General features: G+C 58.2%; 11 protein-coding genes and 1 tRNA gene. 11 read left to right on the top strand and 1 reads right to left on the bottom strand.

The features are described from left to right. From Q8K08_RS10735 to Q8K08_RS10710, 6 genes are all read left to right on the top strand, one after another. On the top strand, nt 1-188 hold a 188-nt coding region (locus Q8K08_RS10735), incomplete at its 5' end, for a transposase (protein ID WP_305250054.1). 692 nt (nt 189-880) lie between these two features. Then, entirely contained in the window at nt 881-1,240 is a 360-nt protein-coding gene (locus tag Q8K08_RS10730; RefSeq protein WP_305250053.1) for a hypothetical protein, read from the top strand. 223 nt (nt 1,241-1,463) lie between these two features. Further along, nucleotides 1,464-3,299, top strand: coding sequence for a class I SAM-dependent DNA methyltransferase (locus Q8K08_RS10725; RefSeq protein ID WP_305250052.1), 1,836 nt, complete (start codon nt 1,464-1,466; stop codon nt 3,297-3,299). Beyond that, on the top strand, nt 3,296-4,636 hold the full coding sequence (locus Q8K08_RS10720) for a hypothetical protein (protein ID WP_305250051.1): 1,341 nt from the start codon (nt 3,296-3,298) through the stop codon (nt 4,634-4,636). The genes Q8K08_RS10725 and Q8K08_RS10720 overlap by 4 nt, the downstream gene beginning before the upstream one ends. Then, entirely contained in the window at nt 4,633-5,574 is a 942-nt protein-coding gene (locus Q8K08_RS10715) for a DUF4268 domain-containing protein (protein WP_305250050.1), read from the top strand. The genes Q8K08_RS10720 and Q8K08_RS10715 overlap by 4 nt, the downstream gene beginning before the upstream one ends. A 248-nt stretch (nt 5,575-5,822) precedes the next feature. Continuing rightward, nucleotides 5,823-8,729 (top strand): type I restriction endonuclease subunit R, encoded by a 2,907-nt coding sequence (locus tag Q8K08_RS10710; protein WP_305250049.1) that lies wholly within the window; start codon nt 5,823-5,825, stop codon nt 8,727-8,729. A 128-nt stretch (nt 8,730-8,857) separates the two neighbouring features. Here Q8K08_RS10710 and Q8K08_RS10705 read toward each other — a convergent pair. Then, nucleotides 8,858-8,947: transfer RNA gene (locus Q8K08_RS10705), tRNA-Ser, on the bottom strand. A gap of 185 nt (nt 8,948-9,132) precedes the next feature. On the opposite strand from Q8K08_RS10705, the gene Q8K08_RS10700 reads away from it, so the two are divergent. The 5 genes from Q8K08_RS10700 to Q8K08_RS10680 all read left to right on the top strand — a co-directional run bounded on the left by Q8K08_RS10700 (nt 9,133) and on the right by Q8K08_RS10680 (nt 12,321). Further along, on the top strand, nt 9,133-10,023 hold the full coding sequence (locus Q8K08_RS10700) for a hypothetical protein (protein ID WP_305250048.1): 891 nt from the start codon (nt 9,133-9,135) through the stop codon (nt 10,021-10,023). Nucleotides 10,024-10,260: 237 nt separating this feature from the next. Next, a complete protein-coding gene (gene rplU, locus Q8K08_RS10695; protein ID WP_304804169.1) occupies nt 10,261-10,716 on the top strand; it encodes a 50S ribosomal protein L21 in 456 nt (151 codons plus the stop codon). Between the two features lie 12 nt (nt 10,717-10,728). Then, the gene (gene rpmA / locus Q8K08_RS10690) at nt 10,729-10,998 is read left to right on the top strand and encodes a 50S ribosomal protein L27 (RefSeq protein ID WP_304804171.1); all 270 of its coding nucleotides are present in this window, start codon (nt 10,729-10,731) and stop codon (nt 10,996-10,998) included. A 221-nt stretch (nt 10,999-11,219) separates the two neighbouring features. Next, complete coding sequence (locus Q8K08_RS10685; RefSeq protein WP_304804173.1) at nt 11,220-11,783, top strand: GNAT family N-acetyltransferase; 564 nt, start codon at nt 11,220-11,222, stop codon at nt 11,781-11,783. A 4-nt stretch (nt 11,784-11,787) separates the two neighbouring features. Beyond that, complete coding sequence (locus Q8K08_RS10680) at nt 11,788-12,321, top strand: GNAT family N-acetyltransferase (protein WP_304804175.1); 534 nt, start codon at nt 11,788-11,790, stop codon at nt 12,319-12,321. Nucleotides 12,322-12,412: the final 91 nt, after the last annotated feature.

Here is a 12,412-nt window from a genome sequence, read left to right as displayed (position 1 = left end):
TCCCTGGCCGGAAGTCGCGCGGCAAGCCCATCAAATACGACAAGCGCCGATACAAACGCCGCAACAGGATCGAGATCATGTTCGGAAGGCTCAAGGACTGGCGACGAGTGGCAACGCGCTACGACAGATGCCCGAAGGTCTTCCTCTCCGCTGTCGCCATGGCCGCAACCGTCCTCTTCTGGCTTTGATCATCAATGAGTCTGGAGCCTAGTTGAGAGCTATCTGATGCGAAGCTTCGAAAGGCGCCATAAGAAAGATTTTTACAGTTTTTCCGCCGAGTCCTTTCAAAAACTTGTTGGTTAAAGTGGTTAATAATTTGGGCTACATCTGATTATGTGACCGACCTGATATTTGTATCACTGCAGACTCACTTTGGCACGTCGATGTCATCTAAAAGCGATTACATCAAAAGAATCGACCTATGCGATGCCAATCAAAAACTAGGGCCTGAATTCTGCTTGACCCATTTCTCGCTTCCTCTTAAATGCGAAAAGCGATGTCCGTATAATGATATTGCTGTTATATAGATCAGGAAACGTCCGCAATGTCCGCATAACTGACTGAGCTCAGCAACAGCCATGCGGGACGTCCAAGGCTCCGGTCAGCCGTGGTTTGGCTTTCTCATGATCGTTTCAAGAACCCATCAATCACCCAGCCGAAGACGTTCATGGTTCCCCAAGTCACGAAAGAAATGGTAATCCCCCCCGAAAGTAAGGGGCTGCATAAGTAGAATTTTCTCGGCAAGATGAACGAGGAGATTCTGAATGAAGACAAGCAGATATACTGAGGCGCAGATCATCGCGATCCTGCGACCCAAGAAAACTCAGCTCAGAAAGCATTCTCAGGTTGTAGATTTCTCATACTGTTATAACATACCCTTATGAACGCTCAAACAAACCTCGGCGGCTCACGACCCGGTGCCGGGCGTCCAAAGGGCGCGCAGAACCGGCGCACGCGCGCGCTTTCCGAAAAGCTGCTGGCGCAGGGCAAGTGCCCCGCGGAGGCTTTGGTTCGCATTGCGGAGAGGGCCGAGGCCGAAGGTGAAATGGCGCTAGCGGTAGATGCTTGGAAAGCGGTGCTGCCCTATGTGCACGCCAAGCCAAAAGCCATTGAGCTTGATCCTGACGCGGTCGTCGAATTGGCGCGCAATCTGGCGGAGGTTCGTGCATCCCAGAATGCAACGCAGCATGTCGACTATGGGGAATTGCTCGCTCTTGCCGAGGCCAAACTCGGCTTGTAAGCTAAATGCTAAAGCTGAAACCGCGTGAATTTCACTTGAAAGCGGTTCATGTTTTGCCCAAGTAGTGATCGCATCCAATCGGGGAGAATAACGCCAACGCGCGACAAGGCGACTTGCCGCTGACTAACGATTTCCATCCGCGATTGAGCTTTATGGCAATCTACGCGTTGCCAATGCCTTGCCGCCCGGGCTTTATGGGCAAAGTGCATTTGGAGGCCACCCGTTGAACCAGCAAGCCCTTTCGTCTTTCCTCTGGTCGGTGGCCGATATCCTGCGTGGTGACTACAAGCAGGCCGACTATGGCAAGGTCATCCTGCCGTTCACCGTGCTGCGCCGTCTCGATTGCGTTCTGTCGCCTACCAAGGACGCGGTGTTGGCAGAACTGGCCACCCGCAAAGCACAGGGCATGAACCCGGAACCCTTCCTGCTGCGCAAGGCTGGGCAGACGTTCTACAACACGTCCGACCTCAACATGAAAACGCTCATGGGCGATCAGGACAACATCGCGGCCAACCTTTACAGCTACATCCAAGCCTTCTCGCCCGACGTGCGCGACATCTTTGAACGGTTCGAGTTCTCAGCGCAGGTTGACCGACTGGCCAAGGCGGGGCTGCTGTATCAGGTGGCCGAGAAGTTTGCCCAGATCGACCTGCACCCTGACCGTGTCGACAATCTTCAGATGGGGCTGGTCTTCGAAGAACTCATCCGCCGCTTTGCAGAATTGTCTAACGAAACCGCAGGGGAGCACTTTACGCCGCGTGAAGTCATCCGCCTGATGGTCAACCTGATGTTTGTCGAGGATGACGATGTTTTGTCACAACCCGGCGTGGTGCGCACGATCTATGACCCAACGGCTGGCACTGGGGGCATGTTGTCGGTCGCGGGCGAATACCTGAATGAACACAACGACGCGGCGTCCTTGGTCATGTTCGGTCAGGAACTGAACCCCGAGTCCTATGCCATATGCAAGGCCGACATGCTGATCAAAGGCCAGGATGTTTCCAACATCATCTTTGGCAACACCCTGTCCGATGACGGCCACCCCGCGCAGAAGTTCGACTACATGCTGTCGAACCCGCCTTTTGGGGTGGAGTGGAAGAAGGTCGAAAAGGCTGTACGTGCCGAACACGAACGCCACGGCTTCAATGGGCGCTTTGGCCCCGGCCTGCCGCGCGTGTCGGATGGCTCGCTGCTGTTCCTGATGCACCTGCTGGCCAAGATGCGCCCGGCCAAGGATGGCGGCAGCCGCTTTGGGATTGTGCTGAACGGTTCCCCCTTGTTCACCGGGGGCGCGGGGTCGGGCGAGTCCGAAATCCGCCGCTATGTGCTGGTGAATGATCTGGTCGAGGCGATCATCGCCCTGCCGACCGACATGTTCTACAACACCGGCATTGCGACCTATGTCTGGGTACTGTCCAACCGCAAGCCTGACCACCGCAAGGGCCAAGTTCAGCTGATCGACGGGTCGGCCTTCTGGCAGAAGATGCGTAAATCCCTTGGGTCCAAGCGCAAGGAAATGGGCGATGCTGATATTGCCACCATCACGCGTCTGTTCGGGGGCTTTCATGAGGCGCAGCTTGCGCGGGTGCTGGATGCCAGCGGCAAGGAGATTGGCAGGCATGTGGTGCTGACTGGCGATGCCCCTCCAGTGGCCCCTGAGGAGTGCCGGGTCAAGCTGGCCCCGCTGGCGCGCATCATGCCGAATGCAGCCTTTGGCTATCGTCAGATCACCGTGGAGCGGCCCCTGCGGGATGCGGCGGGGCGCGTGGTGCTGGGCGAGCGGGGCAAGCTGAAAGGTAAGCCGCAGCCGGACAGCAGCCTGCGCGATACCGAGACGGTGCCACTGGCCGAGGACGTGACGACCTACTTCAAGCGCGAGGTGCTGCCCCATGCGCCCGATGCGTGGATCGATGCCGAGAAGACCAAGGTCGGCTACGAGATTCCCTTCAACCGGCATTTCTATGTCTTCGAGCCGCCCCGCCCACTGGCTGAGATTGACGCCGAGCTTGCCGGGGTGACGGCGCGAATACAGGCGATGCTGGCGGAGTTGTCGGCATGACGAAGGCATATCCAGCCTATAAGGATTCCGGGGTGGAATGGTTGGCGGACTTACCCTATGGATGGGCCGTAGGAAAATTTCGCCATCAGTTTCGCGAAAGCCCGGAAAAGATTGATAGTGAAGTTGTTGGGCCGATGCTTTCGGTGTCTGGCTATCGCGGTATCGAAGTCAAAGGCTATGATGACGAAAACAGGCGGCGGCTGGATGAAGATTTGGTTGGATATCGCATAGTCAGGCCGGGTCAGTTGGTCGTTAATACGATGTGGCTGAATTATGCTGGACTTGGCGTCTCCGAGTTCGAAGGACATGTCAGCCCAGCATATCGCAGCTATGATTTTCGCCAAGACGTAGATCGGCGCTACTTCCACCACCTTCTGCGAAGCTCGATATATGTTCAGGGATACACCCAGCTCCTCACAGGCATTCGACCCAATTCCCTCCAAATGAGCCGTGAAGACCTGATGGATTTCCCAGTGGTGCTTCCGCCCCTCCCTGAACAAACCGCCATCGCGGCTTTCCTTGATCGGGAAACGGCCAAGATAGATGCGCTGGTGGCAGAGCAGCGGCGGTTGATCGACCTCTTGCGCGAAAAGCGACAGGCCGTCATCAGCCACGCCGTCACCAAAGGCCTGAACCCCAACGCCCCCTTGAAGCCCAGCGGTATAGACTGGCTCGGAGACGTGCCGGAGGGGTGGGAGGTCTGTGAAGCAAAGCGCTTCGTCTCAATCCTCTCAGGGTTTGCCTTCCCATCAACCTCTTTTTCCGACGATGAGCATGACACTCCGCTATTGCGTGGTGCAAACGTGGGTGTTGGAGAACTGCGGTGGGACGAAACTGTCTATTGGCGACGAGCGCCAGACGACGGACTAGACGTGTTCGAAGTGCAGTCGGGGGATTTGGTCATTGGTATGGATCGCCCTTGGATAAGCGCAGGTGTTCGCGTCGCAATCGTCACAGAGAATGACGTGCCCTGCCTCCTTCTGCAGCGTGTCGCGTCGCTGAGGACTGACGACAGCTTAAACAAGGAATTCCTTCGGCTTCAGTTGTCTGGGGAGGCCTTTATCCACCATTTTCTTCCGGACATGACCGGCGTGAGCGTTCCACACATCAGCCCAAGCCAGATTGGAAGTTTTGTGATTGTCGTTCCGCCGCGCGCAGAACAGGACCAGATCATCGCGCATCTGGCTGACAAGACCTCCCAACTCGACACCCTCAACGCCACCGCCGAAACCGCTATCGCACTCCTGCAAGAACGCCGCGCCGCCCTCATTTCCGCCGCCGTCACCGGCAAGATTGACGTGCGCCACATCGCGCCGAAGGAGACAGAAGCCGCATGAACGATCTTGGAATTGGCAAGCTGCGCCGTGTTGCCCTGCGCGAGGTGTGGAAGCACGAAGCCTACGACTTCACTCAATGGCTGCAGGCCAATATCGATGTGCTGAACGAAGCCTTGCCATTCAACTTGGTCAATGTCGAACGGGAGCAGGCAGCTGGAGTTTTCAGCATCGATCTTGTGGCGGAGGATGACAGCAACGGCAAAGTCATCATCGAAAACCAGTTGGAGAAGAGCAATCACGACCACCTTGGCAAGCTGATCACCTATCTGACCGCCATGAATGCGCGGGCGGCGATCTGGATCGTTTCAGAACCCCGGCCCGAACATGTGGCGGCGATGTCATGGCTGAACGACAATTCCAGCGCCGATTTCTACCTGCTAAAGGTCGAAGCCGTGCAGATAGGCGACTCGGCCCCAGCCGCATTGATGACGATGATCGTAAGTCCGGCAGATGACAAATCAGATGTCGCCCGCACCAACCGGGAATTCGCCGCACGTCATGACATTCGCCACGCTTGGTGGTCGCAACTGGTGAAACGCCCAGACGCCAAACTTCATGCGCATATCACACCCAGTGTTCAGTCGTGGATTGGTACCAGTTCCGGCACACGCGGCCTACAGTTGAATTACGTCATCACACAGGACCAGTGTGGGGCGGAGCTATACATTGACCGAGGCACAGACGCTGACGACGAGAACAAGGCAATCTTTGATCGGCTGGCCATGCACCGAGCAACCATCGAAGCAGCCTTCGGTGGCTCCTTGAGTTGGGAGCGGCTGGATACCAAGCGCGCCTGCCGCATCAAGGCATTCATTCCGGGTGGTTACAAATCTCCCGATGAAGCATGGGAGGGGATTCAGGCGCAGTTGGTAAGTGCAATGAACCGTCTCGAGGCGGCTTTGCGCCCACACCTTCAGACACTGCAGCTGGGCAAGTAAGGGATGGGGATGCTGACATGAGCCTGCACCGTGAGGTCAACCTTGAGGCCCAGATCTGCGACCGGATGGCGGCTTCGGGCTGGCTGCATGGGGCTGGCGATGCAGCGCTCTACGACCGCGCCCGCGCGCTCTTCCCTGCTGATTTGGTGGCATGGGTGCAAGAGACGCAGCCAAAGGCATGGGAGACCCTGACCAAGAACCACGGGGCAGCGGCAGAACCGATGCTTCTGGACCGCATCCGCAAGCAAATGGATGACCGGGGCACGTTGGAGGTGCTGCGCCGGGGCGTGGAGATGATCGGTCTGCGCAAGCCCATCGCGCTGGCCCAGTTCAAACCTGCTCTGGCAATGAACCCCGATATCCTTGCCCTCTACCACGCCAACCGCCTGCGCGTGGTACGGCAGGTGCGGTATTCGCAGGCCAATGAAAACAGCATTGATCTGGTGTTGTTCCTGAACGGCCTTCCCGTCGCCACCGCCGAGTTGAAGACGGACTTCACCCAAGGCATTCAGGACGCTGTGGACCAGTATCGCTTTGACCGGCACCCGACCCCCAAGGGGCAACGTCCTGAACCCCTGTTGGCTTTCCCCGGCGGTGCCTTGGTGCATTTCGCCGTCAGTGATTCCGAAGTGATGATGACCACCCGCCTGAACGGGCCTGCGACACGGTTCCTGCCGTTCAACAAGGGGGACGACGGTGGCAAGGGCAACCCGGTGAATCCGAACGGGCACCGAACGGCCTACCTGTGGGATGAAGTCTGGCAGCGCGACAGCCTGCTGGAGATCTTGGGCCGCTACATGGTGGCCACGCGGGACAGTAAGTCTCAAGTCTCAGGACTGATATTCCCCAGATATCACCAACTTGACAGTACCCGAAAGCTGCAGGCCGCAGTGCTGAAGGAAGGCGCGGGCGGCAAGTACCTTATCCAGCATTCTGCCGGGTCAGGCAAAACCAACTCGATTGCGTGGTCGGCGCATTTCTTGGCGGATTTGCATGATGCCCAGCATCAGAAGGTGTTCGACACGGTGCTGGTTGTCTCAGACAGGACCGTTATCGACACTCAGTTGCAGGAGGCGATCTTCAGCTTTGAACGCACGACTGGTGTTGTGGCGACGATCAACACCGAAGCCGGTGCGAAAAGCGGGCAATTGGCCGAGGCACTGGCTGGCGGCAAGAAGATCGTCGTTTGTACCATCCAGACCTTCCCCTACGCGCTGGCAGCGGTTCAGGAATTGGCGGCATCCAAGGGCAAGCGGTTTGCCGTCATCGCAGACGAGGCACATTCCAGCCAGACGGGCGAAGCAGCCTCCAAACTGAAATTGGTGTTGTCAGCCGAGGAAGTTGCAGACGTCGCCGATGGAGGAGAGGTCAGCGCCGAGGACTTGCTGGCCGCCAACATGTCGGCCCGTGCAGGGGTCAACGGCATTACCTATCTAGCCTTCACGGCCACGCCGAAAGCAAAGACACTGGAACTGTTCGGGCGCAGGCCTGACCCTAGCCAGCCAGCAAGTTCGACCAATTTGCCAGAAGCTTTCCATGTCTATTCGATGCGGCAAGCCATTGAAGAAGGCTTCATCCTCGACGTCCTGAAGAACTACACACCCTACAGTCTGGCCTTCCGGTTGGCAGGTGAAGGCAAGGAGATCGACGAAAAGGAGGTCGAGCGGAACGAGGCTGTGAAGGCCTTGATGCGCTGGGTCCGCCTGCACCCCTACAACATCAGCCAGAAGGTGCAGGTGGTGGTCGAACACTACCGGGCGATGGTTCAGCCATTGCTTGCAGGCCGTGCCAAGGCAATGGTCGTGGTTGGCAGCCGTCTCGAAGCTGTGCGCTGGCAGTTGGCAATCGAGAAATACATAAAGTCCAAGGGCTATGCACTGGGCACACTGGTTGCCTTCTCAGGTGAAGTCAACGACCCGGAGAGCGGCCCCGAACCCTTCAGCGAAACCACCAAGACCCTCAATCCGGGCCTCAAGGGGCGCGACATCAGGGAAACCTTCAGCCAGCCCGACTATCACATCCTGCTGGTGGCGAACAAATTCCAGACCGGCTTTGACCAGCCTTTGCTGTGCGGGATGTACGTTGATCGGAGGCTTGCGGGCATCCAAGCTGTGCAAACCCTGTCTCGGCTGAATCGGTCCTACCAAAGCGGTGATGTGGTCAAGGACACCACCTATGTGCTGGATTTCGTGAACAGCAGTGAAGACATCCTCAAGGCGTTCCGTACATACTATCAGACGGCAACCTTGGAGGACGTCACCGACCCGAACATCGTATTCGATCTTCGCGCCAAGCTGGATGCGTCGGGCCACTATGATGACTACGAGGTTGACCGTGTGGTGCGCATTGATCTGGACCCGAAGGGCACACATGGCGACTTGGTCGCTGCCATCTCTCCCGTCGCAGACCGCCTGCTGAAGGCCTACAGAGCCGCTCAGGACCGCCTGAAGTTGGCCCGTGATGGCGGAGACGATAAGGCTGCTAAGGACGCTCAGGACACGCTGAACGCGCTTCTGCTGTTCCGCAATGACATGGGTGCATTCCTGCGGCTCTACAGCTTCCTGTCTCAGATCTTCGACTACGGAAACACTGCTATCGAGGCGCGAAGCATTTTCTATCGCCGTCTTATTCCTTTGCTGGAATTCGGGCGCGAACGAACCGCGCTCGACGTCTCAAAGATTGTCCTCACTCACCACAAGCTGAAGTCGCAGGGTGAACGTCCCTTGAGTCTCGGTGCCGCTGCAGAGGCCTTGAAGCCGCTCACAGCCACTGGCACGGGCACCCTGCAGGAAAAGGAAAAGGCCCTGCTGGCTGAGATCTTGGCAAAGCTCAACGACCTGTTTCAGGGTGAAGTGACGGATGATGACCAGCTCATCTATGTGAACAATGTGATCAAGGGAAAGCTGATGGAAAGCGAAACGCTGGTCCAACAGGCCACCCATAACAGCAAGCAGCAGTTTTCGAATTCCCCCACCCTCACGCAGGCCATCCTTGACGCCGTCATCGATGCCTTTGAGGCACATTCGACGATGAGCAAACAGGCGTTGGATTCGGCAACAGTTCGAGATGGGTTGAAGGATGTTTTGCTTGGGCCTGGTCAGTTGTATGAAGCGCTGCGCACAAAGGGTGGAGTGAGAGACGGCACTTCGCGATGAGCCTGAACCTCCGTCCGCGCTTCCTCGAATCATGAGGCGGGCACAAATTGTCGAGTTAGGGTCAAAGTTAGGGACCCATGAAGGAAACGTAAAATTATCGTTCGTAAACAATATCTTGCAGATTTATGTGGCGGAGAGGGTGGGATTCGAACCCACGGTGGGCGCGAACCCACAACGGTTTTCGAGACCGCCCCGATCGACCACTCCGGCACCTCTCCGCAATTTGGTGTGGTCTTCGTGGCGCGGTTCCTATCTCCCCTTGCCGGTGCTGACAAGCCCCCATAAGCGCATTTTTGTTCGGCGGTTCCCTGCTATTCACGCGGGCGTGCTGTGGGCTGCCTTGGCAAGCGGTTGTGAAACCACTAGCTGTTTGGACAACACCCCTTGCCATGACAGGTTTTCCATGTCCGCGCCGTCTGTATTTGCTTCGCTTGCTCTTTCCGCCGCCCTTGGACTGACGCTTGCGCCGGTCGTGTCAGCCCCTGTTCGGGCGGAGGTTTCTGCCGGACAGGCGGCTGCACCGGTAGATGCCGCGCAGATTGCGGCGCTGTCCGACATGATGATGATCGGCGATATCATGGCCGTGATGCGCGAGGAGGGGCTGGAGTATGGCCAAACCCTGTCTTCTGAGATGTTCCCCGACAAAGGCGGTGCGCAATGGCAGGCAGTTGTTGAGCTGATCTATGACGCCGAGACCATGCGCAGTCGATTTGAGGCCGCCTTGGCGCAGGCCCTTGCCGGGGCAGGACCTGAGCTTGCGGCGGTAGAGGCCTTTTTCGGCTCGGCGCAGGGTCAGACCATTCTGCGGCTGGAGATCGAGGCGCGTCGTGCACTTCTGGACAGCGATGTAGAGGATGCCGCAAAGCTTGCATGGGAAGATCTGAGCGCTGAAGGGGGCGCGCGCGCTGACAAGCTGAACCGCTTTGCCGAGGTGAATGACCTGATCGAATCGAACGTGATGGGCGCGATGAATGCCAATCTGGCGTTTTATCGCGGGATGTCAGAAACCGGGGCCTTTCCGCGAGAGATGACCGAAGACCAGATGCTGAGCGATGTCTGGGGGCAGGAGCCCGACGTGAGGGCGGAAACGACCGAATGGCTGTTCCCCTTCCTGTCGCTTGCCTATCAGCCATTGTCTGACGACGATCTGGACGCCTATATTGCCTTTTCCGAGACAGCGGCCGGGCAAAAGCTGAATGCGGCGCTGTTTTCCGCCTACGATGCCCTGTTCATCCGGATTTCGTTTGATCTGGGGCGCGCTGCCGCCAATCAGATGATGGGCGAGGATATCTGACCCGTCATAAGGGGTTTGAGCCGAGGGTCGAGGGCAGGGCGGTCGGGGCCAATGCTTCGCTTGACTTCGGGCTGAAATCCCCTGATAAGCCCGCATCCCGGCAAAGATGCGAATCTTGGCCGGGTTCTATATTTGCAATGACGCCCCAACCGGGGCGCGCAGTCCGAAGGCGGGGGAAACCCCACCAACACCCTTTACCGGGGGCCGCAGGACGCGGGTAATGAAAAGGAAAGACCCATGTTCGCGGTCCTCAAGACTGGCGGGAAGCAATACAAGGTGCAGGCGGGTGACGTTCTGCGCATTGAAAAGCTGTCCGCAAACGCTGGTGACAAGATCCAGTTCAACGATATTCTGATGGTCGGCGGCGAGTCCTTGACCGTTGGTGTGCCTTTTGTGGCGGGCGCTGCGGTTCAGGCCGAAGTGATCGCCCAGATCAAAGGCGAAAAGGTCATTCACTTTGTGAAGCGCCGTCGTAAGCATTCGTCGCAGCGCACCAAAGGCCACCGTCAGCACTTGACGCTGGTTCGCGTGACAGACGTTTTGGCCTCCGGTGCCGAGTCGTCGGGCGTTGCTGCTGCTACCGGCACCGCCGATGCACGCCGCACCGCCCATAATGCTGCGGCAGCACCTGCTGCTGAAGCCCCCGCCAAGCCCAAGCGCGCCAAGAAGGCCGCTGAAGCTGTTGCTGAATAAGGAGTAATATCCATGGCACACAAGAAAGCAGGCGGCTCATCCCGCAACGGTCGCGACTCTGCGGGCCGTCGTCTGGGCGTGAAACTGTTTGGCGGCCAGCACGCCATTCCGGGCAATATCATCGTGCGTCAGCGCGGGACCACCTGGTTCCCGGGCAACGGCGTTGGCATGGGTGTGGATCACACCCTGTTTGCCACCGTCGAGGGCAAGGTGACCTTTAAGAAGGGATTGAAGGGTCGTACCTTTATTTCCGTTCTCCCGGTCGCGGAGGCAGCCGAATAAGCCGAACCTTTACATTTGACATGTAAAGAAGGGATCGGCCGAAAGGCCGGTCCCTTTCGCTTTTTGTGCCTGTTTCTGGGATCTTGCAGGGAACACTTCATGCTTCTGCCATGTTCTTGTGGCAAAAGCGCATTGGATCGTTTTTTCGCAGAAAAACCGATCTGGCCAATGACCATTGCCGGGCCATGTCGGCCCGTCATGCGCTTCATAGGAGGGAAGCCATGACTTTGGACGTCATTGGGGCAATGCTGCCCCAAACTGCGATTGAGGCTGGCACATTCGTTTTGCGCCCGGTGCGCAAATCTGATGCCGGGTTGTTCGCCATGTATGCGGGTGACCGGCGTGTGGCCGAGGCGACGCATTCTATCCCCCATCCGCTCCCCCCCGGCGCGGCAGATGCCTTTGTAACCCGCGCCATCAAGCGCCCGGCGGATGAAGATATCTGGGTGATGGATGGCCAGCAAAGCGGCCTGCCCGAAGTGCTGGGTGTGATCAGCCTGAAGCGCATGGATGTAGAAAAATACAACCGCGATCAGTCCGAAGTTGGCTATTGGGTCGCGCCCGCATTCTGGAACCTTGGTATTGCCTCGGCGGCGGTGCAGGCGCTGGTGGCGGCCAATCCGCAGGCCAACCGCACCATGTTTGCCGAGGTGTTTCAGGACAATCCGGGGTCGGCCCGCGTGCTGACCAATGCGGGCTTTCAGTATCTGGGCGATGCCGAAACGTTCAGCGTGGCGCGCAATGCTCGGGTGCCAACCTGGACCTACTGCCGCAAGTTGGGGTGACGGGATGGGGCAGGCGGCGGGCATCTGGCTTCAGACCGCGCGGCTTCGGTTGCGCCCGCTGACTCTGGCGGATGAGGCTGGCGTGATCGAGGGGTTGAACAACCCCGAGATTGCAAGCTGGCTTGCCACCACCCCCTATCCCTATCCCGCCACCGATTTTCGTGCCTATGTCGCAACCGCGCCTGAAGGTGAGACGTTTTCGATCCATGACAGCACCGGCTTTGCCGGCTTGATCGGCGGTGGGGCAGAGCTTGGCTTTTGGATCGCGCGCCGCGCACAGGGGCGCGGCTATGCGGTCGAGGCGGCGGTGGGGCTTTTGCAGGCCGTGTTCGAGTTTTACCAAGGCCCCGTACGCTCAGGCTACTTTATGGGCAACATACCTTCGGCCAAGGTGTTGGACCGGCTGGGCTTTGTGGAAACCGGACGCTGCAGCAAGTTCTGCCGCGCGTTGCAGCAGGACATGGATCATGTCGATCTGGTGCTGACGCGCGACCGGTTTTGCGCTGTGAACCCGCAAGGGGCCAGTGCTGGCCCCTGAAGGCGCATTGCCATGGTTTCGCCCAGCCACGCCACGCGCGCTTGAGGTGTGGCCCCCAATCCTGTATCGCACGTTCAACTGCGCCTGACGC

Source organism: Pseudotabrizicola sp. (assembly GCF_030684215.1).
Taxonomy (GTDB): domain Bacteria; phylum Pseudomonadota; class Alphaproteobacteria; order Rhodobacterales; family Rhodobacteraceae; genus Pseudotabrizicola.
The sequence above is the reverse complement of the archived record's forward strand: the minus strand, read 5'-3'. Positions and strand labels throughout refer to the sequence as shown.

Coding starts and splice junctions, on each gene's coding strand:
- Q8K08_RS10730 (WP_305250053.1), top strand. CDS start 881: ATGAACGCTCAAACAAACCTCGGCGGCTCACGACCCGGTGCCGGGCGT.
- Q8K08_RS10720 (WP_305250051.1), top strand. CDS start 3,296: ATGACGAAGGCATATCCAGCCTATAAGGATTCCGGGGTGGAATGGTTG.
- Q8K08_RS10715 (WP_305250050.1), top strand. CDS start 4,633: ATGAACGATCTTGGAATTGGCAAGCTGCGCCGTGTTGCCCTGCGCGAG.
- Q8K08_RS10710 (WP_305250049.1), top strand. CDS start 5,823: ATGGATGACCGGGGCACGTTGGAGGTGCTGCGCCGGGGCGTGGAGATG.
- Q8K08_RS10700 (WP_305250048.1), top strand. CDS start 9,133: ATGTCCGCGCCGTCTGTATTTGCTTCGCTTGCTCTTTCCGCCGCCCTT.
- rplU (WP_304804169.1), top strand. CDS start 10,261: ATGTTCGCGGTCCTCAAGACTGGCGGGAAGCAATACAAGGTGCAGGCG.
- rpmA (WP_304804171.1), top strand. CDS start 10,729: ATGGCACACAAGAAAGCAGGCGGCTCATCCCGCAACGGTCGCGACTCT.
- Q8K08_RS10685 (WP_304804173.1), top strand. CDS start 11,220: ATGACTTTGGACGTCATTGGGGCAATGCTGCCCCAAACTGCGATTGAG.
- Q8K08_RS10680 (WP_304804175.1), top strand. CDS start 11,788: ATGGGGCAGGCGGCGGGCATCTGGCTTCAGACCGCGCGGCTTCGGTTG.